The sequence below is a fragment of the Rossellomorea vietnamensis genome (assembly GCF_025398035.1).
GTDB lineage: Bacteria > Bacillota > Bacilli > Bacillales > Bacillaceae_B > Rossellomorea > Rossellomorea vietnamensis_B.
Genome location: NZ_CP104558.1, coordinates 791,454 through 808,190, shown reverse-complemented (window position 1 = coordinate 808,190; position 16,737 = coordinate 791,454). Strand labels below are relative to the sequence as shown.

Below are 16,737 nucleotides of genomic sequence, written 5' to 3'. Positions count from 1 at the left end.
ATTATATTGAAAAAAACCTCTTTTAGTGTAAAATTACACTAAAAGAGGTAAGGGTGGTGGAGATGGAATGATAGCCCGAGTGAAGAGTAAGATCAGGGTATGGTTGTTAATTGTTCCAATAGTCTTCTCATACATACTGATATTTCAGTGGGGATTGAATGAGAGAGACTCGAAAGACATCATTACGGATGTGAGCCGGTTAATGCCAACTAAAATTGATAAAATCGTTAAAGGTAGGCAAGAAGAAGGGATAGTAGAGGCAATTTCTAAAGCAAGAGAAAAAAATCTTAAAGTATCGATTGCGGGAAAGAGACACAGTCAAGGAGGGCATACCTACTACCCGGATGGGATGGTATTGGATATGACGGATTTCAACGAAGTTCTTGGTGTGGATCCATCTAATAAAACTGTTCATGTGCAAAGTGGAGCAACTTGGAATGATATACAACAAGCAATAAATCCCCATGGACTTTCAGTGAAAGTGATGCAATCGCAAAATATATTCACAGTAGGCGGATCCCTATCTGTGAATGCCCATGGGAGGGATATAAGAAATGGCTCGTTAATTGAAACGGTGAATTGGTTCCGGCTGTTAAAGCCTGATGGTGAAATCATAACCGTCTCAAGAAGTGAAAATGAAGAGTATTTTCCGTTAGTCATTGGCGGCTATGGATTGTTCGGTGTAATCCTGGATGTGGAATTACAACTTACATCTGATGAGCTTTTGGTATTGGAGACCGAAGAGTTAAACGTTGGAGAATATGAAGATTATATTAATCAAACCGTTTTAAAAGACGATAAAGTAAAAATGCATTTAGCTCGATTATCAACTGCTCCGGATACATTTCTCCAAGATATGTATGTTACTAATTACAAGGTTAGTGCCCATCAAGATAAATACAATGATTACAACATTCTGAAAAAAGATGAATTTACTGCTTTAACAAAATTCTCGCTTGGACTTTCAAGAGATTTTGACTGGGGGAAAAATCTCTTTTGGGATATGCAGAAATCATATTTTGTTAAAAGCGATGGTAATCTGGAAACCCGAAATAATGTGATGCGTTCAGAATCAAAGTTTTTAGAATACAAAGGTGAAAACGACACAGATATTTTACAAGAGTATTTTGTTCCAGTTGATGAGTTTGAAGAGTATATCGATGATTTACGGGTGTACTTGGCTGATGAGGACATTAATCTCATGAATATCACAGTGAGGTATGTGAATGAGAGTGAAGAAGCAGTATTATCCTATGCGAAAGAAGATATGTTTGCACTAGTACTATTAATTAATCAGGGATTGGGTGAGAAGGAAAAAAAGCAGACCGGAGATACCGTTCGTGGTATGGTTGACATCACCATTGAACATGGAGGAAGCTATTATCTCCCTTACTATCAATATCCCACAGATGAACAAATACACGAGGCTTACCCAAATGCGGAACAATTCTTCCAATATAAGCGGCAGTATGATCCAGATGAACGGTTCGTGAATATATTTTATGAGGTGTATGGAAAATGAGATGGTTAATTGTTTCTCAAAGTTTTGCAATGGTAGCTGCGAGTGTGTCATTCCCATTTTATTTACTTTTTATTCAAAATATCGGCAGCGATTTTTCGAGTTTTGGATTTGCTTACGGATTGTTCACGTTAAGCGCAGCAGTCGGCCATCGATTCATAGGCAGGCTGTCGGACTTAATTGGTGGACAGTTCCTTCTTATTGCTTACAGTATAGGAATGAGCTTCCTCTTTCTACTCATCCCTTCTACAAGTTCAATTCAAGAGGTATATATGATTCAGGTATTACTTGGTATATTAGGCGCTTTGCAAAAGACGTCAGAGAAAGTGGTGATCAGTGACATGACCGAACATGCTTCTAGAGGGAAGAGCATTGGTCAGTACCACTTTTGGACCGCTCTATTTTCAAGCATTGCAGTGATGGGAACAGGGTTCATTTTGGAATATTTCACAATCCATTTCTTATTCTATGCTTGTTCGCTTTTCTTTTTGATTAGTGGACTCGTCATTATTATTTTCGGGTCGATATTGAAACGTGATGTTACCATGTCGGTTGACTAGATGCATAGCAAAACCTTCATGATAAAATTCTCCTGCACAAGAGAAGGATTTACTCTCTTAAAGGGCTAATATTATAGAGGTAAGGATATTTTTCAGAAAATTCCATATATAATATTGGGGGAAATCAGGATGAACGGAGGCATTGAGCTTCAGCATAAAAAAAAGAATAAACGTCTTAGAATAACAGTGTGGACGGCAGGAAGTATATTGTTTATCCTTCTCGGGCTATTAATCTTTGCAAATTATTACATCGAGAGATCTCTTCCCGTTACATCAGGTACCATTACACTGAATGGCTTATCAAAGGAAGTAAAAGTCATTAGAGATAAAGATGGCGTCCCACATATTCAGGCTCAAAATGAAAAAGATCTTTATATGGCACAAGGGTATGTTCAAGCGCAGGATCGTTTGTTCCAAATGGATCTAAGCAGGCGCCAGGCATCGGGAAGATTGAGTGAAGTCGTCGGAGAGAAAGCGGTTGATCGGGACAAGTTCTTCCGGACATTTGGTTTGAGGAGGGCAGCGGAGGTATCCTTTACAGCCTACCCTGATGAAGCAAAGCAGCTTCTCGAGTGGTATGCCGAGGGAGTCAATGCGTATATGGAAGAGGCGAAAGACGGGGGAAGTCTTCCTATTGAATTCACCCTACTAGGTTACAAACCAGAGAAATGGACACCGATTGATTCTTTGACCATCGGGAAATACATGGCTTTCGACTTGGGGGGGCATTGGCAGGGCCAGGCCTTCAGGTATTGGGCATTGGCTAATCTACCGAAGGAAAAGGCTTATGACTTGTTTCCATCCTATCCGGATGAAGCACCTACCATTCTTTCAGATATTGGAGAGGCTCAGGTTGATTTAAAGCAATCTTTCGCTTCAGCAGTCATACCGCCTGAATTTAATGGAAGCAATAACTGGGTTGTCAGCGGCGATAAAACGAAAAGTGGAAAACCGTTACTGGCAGATGATCCACATCTATCACTGGGGACGCCTTCCATATGGTATCAAATGCAGCTCGAATCACCTGAAGTCAATGTAAGTGGGGTGATCTTTGCCGGAATTCCCGGGATCATACTTGGTCATAATGAACAGATTGCTTGGGGTGTCACGAACACTGGGCCTGACGTACAGGATTTGTATGTAGAGAAGCGAAACGAAGACGATCCCGATCTATTTTTATATGACGGGAAGTGGGAAAAGGCAACCATCATTCAAGAGCCAATTAAAGTGAAGGATAGCGAAACCATTCCATATAAAGTGACAATAACGAGACATGGTCCTGTGATTTCGGAATTTGCCCATCAAAGTGCTGCCGAGGAGGTGCTGGCCATGCGTTGGACAGCACTGGATCCAAGTCTTGAACTTTCTGCCATCATCAATATTAACAAAGCGAAGAATTGGGATGAATTCGAGAAAGCCCTGGAGGACTTTCATGTTCCTACCCAGAATTTCGTATTTGCTTCTAAAGATGGCACGATTGCATATAAAGCAAATGGAAAGATTCCGATCAGGAAAAAAGGGGATGGGCTACTGCCTGTTCCAGGATGGGACCCTGATTATGACTGGCAGGGCTTCATTCCCTTTGACGAACTTCCGAAAGTGATCAACCCTGAATCAGGCTATGTGGCAACAGCGAATAATAAAGTTGTAACAGATGATTATCCTTACCATATCAGTCATCACTGGGCACAACCGTATCGATATATGAGAATTTCAGAATACTTAGAAGGAAAAAGTGATCTGACAATTTCTGATATGAAAGCACTGCAAATGGATCAATTGAATTTACATGCACGGGAATTTGTTCCTATCCTTATTAAGGATATGGAATCCGTTTCATTGAATGGTGATCAAAGGAAAGCCATTGAGGTGTTGAAATCATGGAATTATTTGGATGATAAAGATTTGGCTGCACCCCTGATCTTTCATCAGTGGATGAACGAAATATCAACGGGACTTTTTGAAAAGGATGTACCGGATGATATGATGAAGCTCTTTGAAGGGCGTCAAAGTGTTGTGGATGAACTCATGCGAAAAGCTCATAAAGGAGAGGAGTCCGAGTGGTTTGCAGATCAAGAAGGATACGAGACATTTTTGGCTAAATCCCTTGGAGGTGCACTGAGCGAGCTTGAGGAAGCATATGGATTTTCCATAGAAGAATGGGAGTGGGGAATGTACCATAGAGTCTACTTCGAACATCCATTGTCAAGCGCTTCCCCTATTTTAAAAAGGTTCTTAAATGAAAAAGATCCTGTACCTGTAGGTGGGAGCAGGGTCACAGTGGAAGCTGCAAGTTATAATGACGAAGGTATCGTGAATCACGGAGCTTCATGGAGATTCGCGATCGATACTTCCGATATGGAGAACGGCTATCATATTGTCGGCCCGGGACAGGCGGGGCATTACAAGAGTGAATGGTATCAAGATCAAATTGACGCCTGGGTAGATGGAGATTATCATAAAACCTCACTTGCAGGCTCGAAAGGAGATCAATTGATATTAAAACCGTAAAAAATCTAATCTGCTTAAAGGGAATTCCCTTTAAGCAGTTTTATTATCCTCGTTACAGCCATTACGTTTTATAGTGTTAAGAAAAGGGTACATTCACTCCATGGCAAGTTGTTTTTGAATAAGACAGGTGTAAATGGAAATACTGACAAGATGTGATTTCAAACCGTCTATTATTATGGTACGATAATATGTAAAGAAACATTTACATAGAAAGCAGTGAACGTATGACAAGTATGAATAAAGAGAAAGTGATTGTCCTTATTGGTCCGACTGCTGTAGGAAAAACCAGTACAAGCATAAGCCTTGCAAAACGATTCGATGGAGAAGTCATCAGTGGGGACTCCATGCAAATCTATAAGAGGATGGACATCGGAACTGCAAAAATCAGGGAAGAAGAGATGGAAGGCATACCCCACCACTTGATCGATATAAAAAACCCTGAAGACTCTTTTTCAGTGGCGGAGTTTCAAAATCTTGTAAGAAAGAAAATAACCGACATTCATTCACGGGGGAAAATCCCCTTGATCGTGGGTGGAACGGGTCTTTACATCCAGTCAGTCCTATATGATTATCAATTCACAGAAACACCAGGCGATGAACATTATCGTGCAAAGTTAGAATCAGAGCTTGAAGAGAATGGAGCTGAACAGCTTCATCATAAGCTGGTTAAGGTGGACCCGGTTTCAGCCGGGAACATTCATCCTAATAATACGAGGCGTGTGATCCGTGCATTGGAGATTTTCCATTGTACCGGTAAGACGATGAGTGAGTATCAAAGCTCCCAAACCCATGAGCTTCAATATGATGTTGCGTTAATTGGTTTAACCATGGATCGTGAAAAACTGTATGAGAGAATCAATCTTAGGGTAGACCTGATGATGCAAGAAGGGCTTTTAGCAGAAGTGAAAGCGTTATATGATGATGGCCTGAGAAACGTTCAATCTGTACAGGCGATAGGATATAAAGAACTTTATGACTACTTCAAAGGTACCCTCAGCCTGGAGACGGCCATAGAGAACCTTAAGCAAAACTCCAGAAGGTACGCCAAACGTCAGCTTACCTGGTTCCGAAACAAAATGGATGTTGCCTGGTACGATATGACAGAAGAAAGTTTGCACTGCAAAAATATTGAGGACATTTCAGAATTTATTGCAGGAAAGCTTCAATTAAAGTCGAATAAGTAATGTAGAGATAGAAGAGGAGGACTAACCATGAAACAATCCATTAATATCCAAGATCAATTCCTAAATCAATTGCGAAAAGACGGTTCACTCGTAACGGTATTCCTTTTAAATGGCTTTCAGATTCGCGGTCAGGTAAAAGGGTTTGATAATTTTACCGTCCTTTTTGAAACAGAAGGTAAACAGCAACTGGTATATAAACATGCCATTTCAACTTTCGCCCCGCAGCGAAATGTTCAAATAAATTTTGAAGAGCAAAATTAATGTTCGTGTGAAAGCTGCCCTTTGTGGCAGCTTTTTATATTGGGTCTGACTGTTGAATGTAAGAATAATTAATGAAATGTACGGTAAGTGAATAGGATAATAGAGAGGCTTAAATCTTCATCACCCTATGACTTTAAAAATAAAAAATGGACCCTGAGAAAGTAATCACTTAGGGGCTTTTGGAGAGTACCAAATTGTATTCCAAAATGATAAGTAAGTTCGAAATTAAAAATGCATTCACAGCGTAATTCTATTTATTTCTCGGGAAAGCGCAGGAATAGACAGGATTCTTTTTATTTGTCGAAAAAAATAAGAGACGACAAGCGTTTATCACCCTTATATCTTACATGTGTATATTGTCTTTAGAATGGTGAGGTGAAATCTTTGGATCAACCAATGAGAATGAAAAACAACGGGCAAATCAGTATAGTACTGAATTCACAAAAAAGAAGTTCAGTACGGGAAACGGTAGATTCGGCTCCTCAGTCCCTTCCCCAAGAACATGTAGCGTTGAAAGAAATTGAAGAAGAACTTGGCTCTCTTGTCGGAATGGAAGAAATGAAAAAAATGGTGAAAGAAATTTATGCATGGATATATGTGAATAAAAAACGGGAAGCCATGGGGCTGAAGGCCGGAAAACAAGCTCTTCATATGATGTTTAAAGGGAATCCGGGGACTGGTAAAACGACAGTAGCGAGAATCATCGGAAAACTGTTCTTAAAGATGAACGTGCTTTCGAAAGGACACTTAATCGAAGCAGAGAGGGCTGATCTGGTCGGTGAATATATAGGTCATACGGCACAGAAAACAAGGGATTTGGTGAAAAAAGCACTGGGAGGGATCCTATTCATTGATGAGGCGTATTCACTGGGCAGAGGTGGAGAAAAGGATTTTGGAAAAGAGGCCATTGATACCCTTGTGAAACATATGGAAGATAGGCAGCATGACTTTATCTTGATCCTGGCAGGGTATTCAAGGGAAATGGAGCACTTCCTAACCTTGAATCCAGGATTGCAATCACGATTTCCCCTTGTGTTTCATTTCCCTGATTATTCTGTAGATCAGCTGATGGAAATCGGGAAAAGGATGCTGGATGAAAAGCAGTACTTATTGAGTCATGATGCCGAAAGGAAAATCCGTGAACATTTAAGTGCAGCGAAAAACACCTTATCTCCAATGGCGTTTTCCAATGGACGGTATGTTCGGAATGTACTCGAAAAATCGATACGATCTCAAGCGATGAGGCTGTTGTTGGAGAATTGCTACGATCGGCACGATCTCTTGACCATCCGCAGCAATGACCTGGTCTTTACTAAAACGGCTTCGGATCACCATACTTAGTAAATCTAAAGACAAAAAAATGCATTCACTTGTGAATGCATCAGACTGTAGACAAACCCCACCTTCACTTTAACCGAAGGTGGGGTTTTCTGATATTTTAAAAGATTTTTCTCCTGTTTCTAGGCTGGACATGGCCCTCGCCATGTCCAGTTTGCCAACTTCTTAAGATTCATGGCAGCGAATGTAAGCATCGCCTGCATTGAAACTTTTTTAAGACCTCTTAAGGTCGTCCAACGCATGCCATGCTTTTCTTTTGCGTCCGCAAAGACCCGTTCGATCGTTTCTTTGCGTTTCGCATATAGAGTTTTATTAAGTTCTGTATGTCTCAAATGTTCTACTTCATCTATGTAATCCTGCCACACATGTCGATGAATCATCTTGGTGTGATTCTTACTTTGTGTACAACGTTCTAACAGAGGACAGTCTTTACATTCCAAAGGATTTGAAGCGTATTGTTTGTACCCGTCTCTTGTGGTAGTACGGTAAGGTAAAATTTGTCCTTCGGGACAAAGATAGGAGTCAAAATATTCATCGTAAACGTATTCGTATTTCCTAAGATATCCGTCTTTCGTTCTCGGCCGTGTATAAGGCATAACGGGTCTGATTTCTTGGTCCATGAGGAATTTAGCGATGTGGGGTGTTTTATATCCTGCATCAACAGCGACAGAACTGGGCTTACCGACTTTATCCGTGACTTGAGTGACGAGCTTGTCCAACATCCGACTATCGTGAACATTTCCTCCCGTGACAAGAGATCCTAAGATAAAACCCCGGGAGTCGCTTGCCGTATGAAAAGAATACGCAAACAGCTTTTCGCGCTCATCTTTTACGTAATACCCACTTTCAGGGTCTGTCGTGCTGACCTTTATTTCTTTTGACTCTTCTTTATTCTGTGGGGGGAAGGGCTTTTTTCCGTGTTCCTCTCGGTCAATGTTGATCTCTTTATCCAGCTGATCCTGATACGTTCTAGTTTCGACTCGGGCTATTTTCTTTTCGAATTTCTTCTTATTCGCATTCGCTTTTACATGAGTAGAATCTATAAACGCAACGGATGGATCCACCAATCCTTTGGTCATCGCTTCTTTCAAAATGCGGTAGAAAATTTGTTCAAAGAGATCCGTATCGTGGAAGCGCCTAACGTAGTTTTTACCGAAGGTTGAAAAGTGAGGGATTTTCTCTTTGAACGAATACCCAATAAACCATCGATAAGCAACGTTGGTTTCGATTTCTTTGATGGTTTGACGCATGGAGCGTATGCCAAAGAGGTATTGGGTAAAGACCATTTTAATGAGAACAACGGGATCAATACCAGGCCGCCCATTGTCTAAACAATATTTATCTTCTACTAAGTCATAAATAAATTCAAAATCAATCGCTTGTTCAACTTTCCTAACTAGATGATCCTCAGGAACAAGTTCATCTAGCGCAACCATTTCAATTTGATTTCTTCCTTCTTTAGTGTGTTTTGATAACATTTTTATCCCCCACAAAAGCTTTATTCCTTTCTATTATACAAAAAAAGCTTGTAGACTTGGTCTAATTCTTAGACTTTGTCTACAAGCTGATGCATTCACTTGTGAATGCATTTTTATCATTAAACATGAGCCCGTAAACTTCTATTTGGCAACCTCCATTTATATAGGTAGGAGAGTACCCGTAAAGCGGTCGTAATGACGAAAAGGGAATATAGTTCTAATGCTGAATTGACTATACCAAGTCCGATCGCCGCTCCACACAAAACTGCCCATACCGCATAAATTTCCGATCTGAGGACTAAAGGTTTCCGGCCAGCCAGAAGGTCACGGATCATTCCACCACCACTACCGGTTAAAACGGCAGCCACGATGATCGCACTGATGGGGTGGTTCATTTCAGAAGCATATAACGCCCCCTGAATCGCAAAAGCCGATAGACCAATGGCGTCAAAGAAATTCCCCCACTTCCTCCAATGTTTCAAAAGATTATTGGGGAACAGAAAGACCGCTGTAATGGAGAGAAGGGCAATCTGAAACAACATTCCCTGCTCCCATAAAGCAGAAACGGGTACACCGATCAGTAAATTCCGGATGGCGCCTCCCCCGAACGCAGTGACAATTCCTAATATATAAACACCGAGGATATCATATTCCTCTTCCATGGCAATGATAGCTCCTGAAATAGCAAAAGCAATGGTACCGATGATACTCAGTACTTCCCACGTCATACACATTCCTCCTCACCCTATTACAATATGCTACATGCCATTATGTAGAATCTTGAAGTAGTGTTATGTCATAATCAAACATACTGATTTTAACACGTATTTGCTTATTTGCAACCATTTTTCATTGCTTTTTACATAGAGTTTACGATGTGGATTTGATATGATGGGAAATAGAATGAAACGGAAAGAAAGAAGGTTGTTTTTTGAAGAATGAAAATCTAGAAAAAGTCATTCTGGTGGGATGTCAACTGGACGATGATGACCTGCATTTTCAGTATAGTTTAACGGAACTTGCGGAGCTGACAGCAACAGCTCAAGGTCAAGTTGCTGCCACCCTTATTCAAAAGCGTGACAGGATCCATCCAAGTACGTATATCGGAAAGGGTAAAGTGGAGGAACTGGTTCTATTGGAAGAACAGTTTGAAGCGGACATCATCATCTTTAATGATGAACTATCCCCCAGTCAGATTCGGAACTTATCAAAAGAATTAAACGGCAGGGTGATTGACCGTACACAACTAATATTGGACATTTTTGCACAGCGTGCCCGCTCAAGAGAAGGGAAATTACAAGTAGAACTTGCCCAGCTTCAGTACTTGCTGCCGAGACTCATCGGTCAGGGGGCGTCCCTCTCGAGGCTTGGCGGCGGGATAGGCACCAGGGGACCAGGTGAAACGAAGCTCGAAAGTGATCGGCGTCACATCCATAAAAGGATTGACGATATTAAGAAGCAATTACAAACCATAGTTGATCATAGAGAAAGGTACCGCGGGAGAAGAAAGCGGAACAAAGCTTTCCAGATTGCACTCGTCGGATACACAAACGCTGGAAAATCCACGTTGTTCAATCGGATTTCACTGGCTGATTCCTATGAAGAAAATCAATTATTTGCTACCTTGGATCCGATGACGAGGAAAATGCCTTTGCCCAGTGGATATTCCACGTTACTGACAGATACCGTAGGGTTCATTCAAGATTTACCGACCACATTGGTTGCGGCATTTCGCTCTACCCTTGAAGAAGTAAAGGAGGCAGACCTCCTTCTTCATATTGTGGACAGTTCAAATCCCGACTACAGTCAGCACGAAAAGACAGTGCAATCCTTATTGAAAGATCTGGAAATGGATGGACTGCAGCAGCTCACGGTATACAACAAGCGGGATGAGATGGATCCCGAATTTGTTCCCGACAGCGAATCAGATACCATCCTCATAAGTGCCTTGAACGAAGAGGACAGAGTGGAGCTGCTGATTAAAATAGAAGAAATCGTAAAGAATCAAATGATACCTTATCATGTATTTGTCCCTGTGAAGGAAGGGAAGCTGCTATCCCAATTAAAGAGTGAAACCATCTTGAGTAAATTGGAATTCCAGGAAGCGAGTCAAGAATATGAAATGACCGGATTTCACCTTGAAGATCATCCGATCGCAGGAAGCATCAAGAAATTTCAAAAGTAGAAGGGAACCAACACCAAATGTTTGAACAATTAGTAAATGGAACGGCATTACAATCACTTGTAACGAAAGTGGAAGCAGATATCAAAGACATACATAAAAAAATCGATGAACGGTCTGAAAGCAACCAGTTCAACGTTTTAAGAGCATTTCAGAAGCACCGGGTAAGCGATTCTCACTTCATCCCGTCCACAGGCTATGGCTATGACGATGCTGGAAGGGATACCCTTGAATGCATATATGCAGATGTATTTGGAGGGGAAGCAGGGCTTGTGCGTCCACAGATCATTTCTGGTACCCATGCCATCTCCATCGCTTTGTTCGGTATACTCCGGCCGGGAGATGAATTAGTGTACATAACAGGGAAACCTTATGATACATTAGAAGAAATTGTAGGAAGCCGGGGAAAGGGTACTGGTTCACTCAAAGACTTTCATATCGACTATCAGAGCGTTGATTTAGATGAGTCAGGAAAAGTCGATTTCGAAAAGGTGGCACGGACCATTTCAACAAAGACAAAAATGGTTGGGATCCAGCGATCAAAAGGGTATGCCAACCGCCCATCCTTTACAATTGAAGAAATTAAGGAAATGATTGATTTCATTAAAGAAATTGATCCTGGAATTGTTGTGTTCGTAGATAACTGCTACGGGGAATTTGTCGAAGTGAAAGAACCCTGTCACGTCGGGGCGGATCTAATGGCGGGCTCCCTTATTAAAAATCCTGGTGGCGGCCTTGCGAAAACAGGTGGATATATCGTCGGGAAGAAAGAGTATGTAGAAGCCTGTTCCTTCCGTATGACCTCGCCGGGAATCGGGGCGGAGGCTGGGGCATCTCTCTACAGCCTTCAAGAAATGTATCAAGGATTCTTTTTGGCGCCTCATGTGGTTGCGCAATCATTAAAAGGAGCGGTTTTCACTTCTGCACTACTGACCGCGCTTGGCATGAACACAGACCCTTCACCTCATTCCAGGCGCACGGACTTAATACAATCGGTGCAATTTGATGACAGGGAAAAGATGATCGCTTTCTGTCAGGCAATCCAATCTGCCTCACCGATCAATTCGCATTTCACGCCTTATCCGAACTATATGCCGGGCTATGAGGATGATGTCATCATGGCCGCAGGAACGTTCATTCAGGGAGCGAGCATTGAATTATCGGCGGATGGACCTATAAGACCACCTTATATAGCTTATGTTCAAGGCGGGTTGACATACTCCCATGTAAAAATCGCCGTTTGCTCTGCGGTGGACAACTTAATTGAAAAAGGTTTAATCACCATTTAAAAAGGATATTAAAGGAGTAATTGGATAGTCTAAAGTGGACTATCCAATTCTTTTGATTACTTATGTAAGAAAAACTCACATTTGATTGACAGAACTCCTGACATTACATATAATGAATTCAAGAAGGAAAACAAAAGGAGGAATCAAGATGAGCGGAAGTGAAATTCGTCGAACGATGGCATTATTTCCAATCAGTATTGTCATGCAGCTCACGGACTTAACGGCTCGTCAGATTCGATACTACGAAGAGCATCAACTGATAAACCCGGCAAGGACCGAGGGGAATCGCCGGCTCTTTTCCTTGAATGACATTGATAAGTTATTAGAAGTGAAGGATCTGTTAGATCAAGGTATCAACATGGCAGGGATTAAGAAGATCTTTTCTGTATCCGGTCATAATGAAAGCAAAGTCGTATCTGACGTAAGTAATGAAAAGGAAGAAAAAGCAAGACAGGATCTATCTGACGACGAGCTGCGTAAATTACTTCGCAATGAATTGATCCATTCCGGTCGATTCAATCGATCATCTCTGCGTCAAGGAGATATGTCCCGCTTCTTTCATTAAATAAACCCTTTAATAAACTTGAGGAGGAATTACGTAAATGGCAAAGTATACTAAGGAAGATGTTGCAAGATTAGCGAATGAAGAAGGAGTTAAGTTCATTCGACTACAATTCACCGACATTTTAGGGACGATCAAGAACGTAGAAATCCCTCTAAGTCAGCTTGAAAAAGCTTTAGATAACAAAATGATGTTTGATGGTTCTTCCATTGAAGGATTTGTCCGTATCGAAGAATCAGATATGTATCTTTTCCCTGATTTAGACACATGGTTGGTTTTCCCTTGGACAGCTGAAAAAGGGAAGGTAGCCCGTCTGATCTGTGATATTTACAATCCTGATGGCACTCCGTTTGAGGGAGATCCCCGTAATAACCTAAAACGCATTTTAGGTGAAATGGAGGAACTTGGGTTCACTGACTTCAATCTTGGGCCAGAGCCGGAATTCTTCCTCTTTAAATTAGATGTAAATGGCGAACCAACGTTGGAATTAAATGATAACGGTGGCTATTTCGACCTCGCCCCTACCGATTTAGGGGAGAACTGCCGTCGTGATATCGCTTTAGAACTTGAAGAAATGGGCTTTGAAATCGAAGCATCTCACCATGAAGTAGCTCCTGGCCAACATGAGATCGACTTCAAATATGCAAATGCATTAAAAGCTTGTGATGATATTCAGACATTCAAACTGGTAGTTAAAACGATTGCCCGTAAACACGGTTTGCACGCTACATTCATGCCGAAACCATTATTCGGTGTTAATGGTTCAGGAATGCACTGTAATATGTCCCTGTTCAAAAATGGAGTGAACTCTTTCTTTGATGAAAAAGGTGACTTGCAACTAAGCGATACTGCGCGTCAATTCCTTGCTGGTATCATTAAGCACGCCACTGCTTTTACAGCGATTACCAACCCGACTGTAAATTCTTATAAGCGCTTAGTACCTGGATACGAAGCACCTTGCTATGTTGCCTGGTCTGCGCGTAATCGTAGCCCGTTAATCCGTATCCCGGCTTCCCGCGGCTTGAGCACACGCGTTGAAGTCCGCAGCGTCGACCCTGCAGCAAATCCTTACCTTGCTATGGCTGTATTACTTGCGGCTGGATTAGATGGAATCAAGAATAACCTACCGGCTCCTAAGCCGATTGACCGCAACATCTATGTCATGGACAAAAAAGAGCGTGAGGAAGCAGGTATCGTGGATCTTCCTGCAACTTTACATGCGGCTCTTGAAACATTAAAAACGAATGAAGTCATCGTTAAGTCCCTTGGCGAACACATATTCGAACACTTTGTGGAAGCGAAGGAAATCGAGTGGGATATGTTCCGTACACAAGTACACCCTTGGGAACGTGAACAATACATTCAAATGTATTAATAACCAGAAACCCTCAACGATCTATCGTTGAGGGTTTTTTGTACGAAGTTAAGGCTCAGAGGGGAATCAGGGAAGGAAACGATATGAAAAAAGCCTGGGGATGGAAATTTCGGCTTCCAACCTCAGGCTTTTTCATTATTATGAGAACTGGTTGAAAATGGGATCCGGAATGCCCTATGCATACCGATGCCATTTTCAATGAACTTGACGATACACCCCTACCACTTTACCCAATATGGAGACGTTTCGCAAAATGATTGGTTCCATTGTTGAGTTCTCTGGCTGCAGACGTACATAATCCTTTTCTTTGAAGAAGCGCTTTACCGTTGCTTCATCTTCATCGGTCATGGCAACGACGATATCTCCGTTGTTCGCTGTCTGCTGCTGGCGAACAATGACAAAATCCCCATCCAATATGCCGGCTTCGATCATACTGTCTCCCATGATTTCAAGCATGAAGACCTGCTCATCCGAAGGGGCCATCCGCTCGGGCAATGGGAAAAATTCCTCCACATTTTCAACAGCCGTAATCGGTTGACCTGCTGTGACTTTACCGATTAAAGGAACGTTTACTACACGTTGTCGCGGAATCGTATCTTCTTCAAGGTCCAGAATTTCAATCGCTCTCGGCTTAGTCGGATCACGACGGATCAGACCTTTACTTTCAAGCCTCGCTAAATGTCCATGTACAGTGGAACTGGAAGCAAGACCGACGGCTTCCCCGATTTCACGTACGGAAGGGGGATACCCTTTTTCTCTGACTGCAACTTTAATATATTGTAGTATGTCCTGCTGTCTCTTCGACAATTTTGTCATGTTCACGCACCTCTATTATAGATCTTATGTTCCCATTATAGCATGTCACGATTATTGATACAAACATAAGTTCGAATTTTGTTGACACCAAACGAGTGTTCGTATTACAATGAAAATAACAAAACAGAACAAACATTCGTATGGGGGGTAATTTTATGTTAACACATATTTGGAATCGATTCTCTTACATTATTATATTATTTGTTTTAGTCCTTTCAGCATCTTGCTATTTATTAATCAATATGACAAATCAACCTTCCTACCAAAGTATCACAGTAGAGGAGGGTGATACTCTCTGGACTATTGCCAAACAGTATAATGAAGAATATTCTATGACAGTGGAAGAATTTATCGCCTGGGTTGGGGAAGAGAACGAATTAAACTCTTTTGCCATCAAACCTGGTGAATCACTTGTGTTACCGATTGAAAATCCAACAATATCAACTCAATCAGATTTCGAACTGGTCATGAACGAAGAATAGAGGGATAGAAGATGAAAGCAGTCATATACTGCAGGGTAAGTACCAAGAAAAACACACAGGAAACATCATTGGAGCGGCAGGAAGAAGAACTCGTTAAATTGGCAAACGAACATCATTATGAAGTAAGTTCGGTCATCAGGGATCAGGCGAGTGGCTTTGAATTGGACCGTCCAGGTGTTTTGGAACTTTTGGACCTGGTCAGGGATAAATCAATCGAGGCAGTGCTTATTCAGGACGAAACAAGGATCGGCAGGGGAAATGCCAAGATCGCCCTTATCCACTGTCTGTTAAAAGAAGAAGTGAAAATCATCAGTCAGACTCATAGTGGTGAATTACACTTATCCGAATCCGATTCTATGGTCATCAACATAGTCAGCATGGTTGAGGAATATCAACGTAAGCTTCATAACCTTAAAATTAAGCGGGGCATGAAGCGGGCTGTTGAAAATGGCTTTCAGCCTCATAAAAATTTAAAAAATAAAGGGAATGTAGAAGGAAGGGAACGCATTGAAGTGCCGGTCGAGGAAATCGTGCGATTAAGGAAAAATGAACTAACCTTCGCGGAGATTGCAGCTACTCTCAGGGGATTCGGATACGATGTATCCAAAGCTACCGTACATAGACGCTTCAAGGAATATATGTCGTCCCGTGATCATGCATAACCCTTGTTTTATCTCCTTTATTCTAGTAACATGACGGTAGTGTGATACACTGCTTTTAGAATGTTTTAGATTTTGCAAACTATGCAATAAAGGAGTTTTTATAGATGCTTTCAAAATCAAAAATGAATAGAATCAATGAACTTGCCAAAAAGTCCAAAAGTAGCGGACTTACTGAACAGGAAGCGAAAGAACAGACCAAACTTAGAAAAGAATATCTAGAAACGTTCCGTCAATCCATGAAGGGAACAATTGAAAATACAAGAATCTTTGATCCTGAAGGAAATGAAGTAACACCTAAAAAAATCCAAGATATACAGACTAAGAAAAAAATGCATTAATCAAAAAACTTCCAGGCCAACTTTGAAAGGTCCTGGAAGTTTTTTGATTCATTTTCCTCCCTTATGATATTTAAAGGTTTTTTTATTTTCAACGATCATAAAGTCATGTTATCATTCAAGATAGTTGTATAAACTATCAAAGAAGATTAATATTAATAAGGTACATTAAAAGGAAGGATG

General features: G+C 41.3%; 16 protein-coding genes. 13 read left to right on the top strand and 3 right to left on the bottom strand.

The genetic code is table 11. The features are described from left to right. Positions 1-79 precede the first annotated feature (79 nt). The 6 genes from N5C46_RS04270 (at position 80) to spoVK (ending at position 7,376) form a co-directional block, all read left to right on the top strand. Complete coding sequence (locus N5C46_RS04270; protein ID WP_420720451.1) at positions 80-1,522, top strand: FAD-binding oxidoreductase; 1,443 nt, start codon at positions 80-82, stop codon at positions 1,520-1,522. Beyond that, positions 1,519-2,079 carry an MFS transporter gene (locus N5C46_RS04265; protein ID WP_261751061.1) on the top strand — a complete coding sequence of 187 codons (561 nt, stop codon included), beginning with the start codon at positions 1,519-1,521 and terminating at the stop codon, positions 2,077-2,079. The genes N5C46_RS04270 and N5C46_RS04265 overlap by 4 nt, the downstream gene beginning before the upstream one ends. A 141-nt stretch (positions 2,080-2,220) precedes the next feature. Beyond that, positions 2,221-4,590 carry a penicillin acylase family protein gene (locus N5C46_RS04260; RefSeq protein WP_261752278.1) on the top strand — a complete coding sequence of 790 codons (2,370 nt, stop codon included), beginning with the start codon at positions 2,221-2,223 and terminating at the stop codon, positions 4,588-4,590. Between the two features lie 224 nt (positions 4,591-4,814). Next, the gene (gene miaA, locus N5C46_RS04255) at positions 4,815-5,774 is read left to right on the top strand and encodes a tRNA (adenosine(37)-N6)-dimethylallyltransferase MiaA (protein WP_272501225.1); all 960 of its coding nucleotides are present in this window, start codon (positions 4,815-4,817) and stop codon (positions 5,772-5,774) included. A 27-nt stretch (positions 5,775-5,801) separates the two neighbouring features. After that, positions 5,802-6,035: an RNA chaperone Hfq gene (gene hfq, locus N5C46_RS04250; protein WP_079534150.1), complete on the top strand. Its 234-nt coding sequence runs from the start codon at positions 5,802-5,804 to the stop codon at positions 6,033-6,035. A gap of 384 nt (positions 6,036-6,419) precedes the next feature. Next, positions 6,420-7,376: a stage V sporulation protein K gene (spoVK, locus tag N5C46_RS04245; RefSeq protein ID WP_061811328.1), complete on the top strand. Its 957-nt coding sequence runs from the start codon at positions 6,420-6,422 to the stop codon at positions 7,374-7,376. A gap of 119 nt (positions 7,377-7,495) precedes the next feature. On the opposite strand, the gene N5C46_RS04240 is transcribed toward spoVK, so the two are convergent. Both N5C46_RS04240 and N5C46_RS04235 read right to left on the bottom strand, forming a co-directional pair. Beyond that, entirely contained in the window at positions 7,496-8,851 is a 1,356-nt protein-coding gene (locus N5C46_RS04240; protein ID WP_261748840.1) for an IS1182 family transposase, read from the bottom strand. Positions 8,852-8,970: 119 nt separating this feature from the next. Next, on the bottom strand, positions 8,971-9,579 hold the full coding sequence (locus N5C46_RS04235; protein WP_261751060.1) for a trimeric intracellular cation channel family protein: 609 nt from the start codon (positions 9,577-9,579) through the stop codon (positions 8,971-8,973). 203 nt (positions 9,580-9,782) lie between these two features. On the opposite strand from N5C46_RS04235, the gene hflX reads away from it, so the two are divergent. From hflX to glnA, 4 genes are all read left to right on the top strand, one after another. After that, positions 9,783-11,036: a GTPase HflX gene (gene hflX / locus N5C46_RS04230; RefSeq protein WP_261751059.1), complete on the top strand. Its 1,254-nt coding sequence runs from the start codon at positions 9,783-9,785 to the stop codon at positions 11,034-11,036. Positions 11,037-11,053: 17 nt separating this feature from the next. Further along, entirely contained in the window at positions 11,054-12,322 is a 1,269-nt protein-coding gene (locus tag N5C46_RS04225) for a methionine gamma-lyase family protein (protein WP_261751058.1), read from the top strand. Positions 12,323-12,470: 148 nt separating this feature from the next. Continuing rightward, entirely contained in the window at positions 12,471-12,887 is a 417-nt protein-coding gene (locus tag N5C46_RS04220) for a MerR family transcriptional regulator (protein WP_060673272.1), read from the top strand. A gap of 37 nt (positions 12,888-12,924) precedes the next feature. Continuing rightward, positions 12,925-14,259: a type I glutamate--ammonia ligase gene (gene glnA, locus N5C46_RS04215; RefSeq protein WP_159361917.1), complete on the top strand. Its 1,335-nt coding sequence runs from the start codon at positions 12,925-12,927 to the stop codon at positions 14,257-14,259. Between the two features lie 195 nt (positions 14,260-14,454). Here the strand turns inward: glnA and lexA are convergent, their stop codons facing one another. Beyond that, positions 14,455-15,075 carry a transcriptional repressor LexA gene (gene lexA, locus N5C46_RS04210; RefSeq protein WP_034759911.1) on the bottom strand — a complete coding sequence of 207 codons (621 nt, stop codon included), beginning with the start codon at positions 15,073-15,075 and terminating at the stop codon, positions 14,455-14,457. A gap of 155 nt (positions 15,076-15,230) precedes the next feature. Between lexA and yneA the strand changes: the two genes are divergently transcribed. The 3 genes from yneA to N5C46_RS04195 all read left to right on the top strand — a co-directional run bounded on the left by yneA (position 15,231) and on the right by N5C46_RS04195 (position 16,557). Next, positions 15,231-15,557 (top strand): cell division suppressor protein YneA, encoded by a 327-nt coding sequence (gene yneA, locus N5C46_RS04205; RefSeq protein ID WP_261751057.1) that lies wholly within the window; start codon positions 15,231-15,233, stop codon positions 15,555-15,557. Positions 15,558-15,568: 11 nt separating this feature from the next. Next, positions 15,569-16,219: a YneB family resolvase-like protein gene (locus tag N5C46_RS04200; protein ID WP_261751056.1), complete on the top strand. Its 651-nt coding sequence runs from the start codon at positions 15,569-15,571 to the stop codon at positions 16,217-16,219. A gap of 104 nt (positions 16,220-16,323) precedes the next feature. Next, on the top strand, positions 16,324-16,557 hold the full coding sequence (locus N5C46_RS04195; protein ID WP_061811332.1) for a DUF896 domain-containing protein: 234 nt from the start codon (positions 16,324-16,326) through the stop codon (positions 16,555-16,557). Positions 16,558-16,737 lie beyond the last annotated feature (180 nt).

Coding starts and splice junctions, on each gene's coding strand:
- N5C46_RS04265 (WP_261751061.1), top strand. CDS start 1,519: ATGAGATGGTTAATTGTTTCTCAAAGTTTTGCAATGGTAGCTGCGAGT.
- miaA (WP_272501225.1), top strand. CDS start 4,815: ATGACAAGTATGAATAAAGAGAAAGTGATTGTCCTTATTGGTCCGACT.
- hfq (WP_079534150.1), top strand. CDS start 5,802: ATGAAACAATCCATTAATATCCAAGATCAATTCCTAAATCAATTGCGA.
- N5C46_RS04240 (WP_261748840.1), bottom strand. CDS start 8,851: ATGTTATCAAAACACACTAAAGAAGGAAGAAATCAAATTGAAATGGTT.
- N5C46_RS04235 (WP_261751060.1), bottom strand. CDS start 9,579: ATGACGTGGGAAGTACTGAGTATCATCGGTACCATTGCTTTTGCTATT.
- N5C46_RS04225 (WP_261751058.1), top strand. CDS start 11,054: ATGTTTGAACAATTAGTAAATGGAACGGCATTACAATCACTTGTAACG.
- N5C46_RS04220 (WP_060673272.1), top strand. CDS start 12,471: ATGAGCGGAAGTGAAATTCGTCGAACGATGGCATTATTTCCAATCAGT.
- glnA (WP_159361917.1), top strand. CDS start 12,925: ATGGCAAAGTATACTAAGGAAGATGTTGCAAGATTAGCGAATGAAGAA.
- lexA (WP_034759911.1), bottom strand. CDS start 15,075: ATGACAAAATTGTCGAAGAGACAGCAGGACATACTACAATATATTAAA.
- yneA (WP_261751057.1), top strand. CDS start 15,231: ATGTTAACACATATTTGGAATCGATTCTCTTACATTATTATATTATTT.
- N5C46_RS04200 (WP_261751056.1), top strand. CDS start 15,569: ATGAAAGCAGTCATATACTGCAGGGTAAGTACCAAGAAAAACACACAG.
- N5C46_RS04195 (WP_061811332.1), top strand. CDS start 16,324: ATGCTTTCAAAATCAAAAATGAATAGAATCAATGAACTTGCCAAAAAG.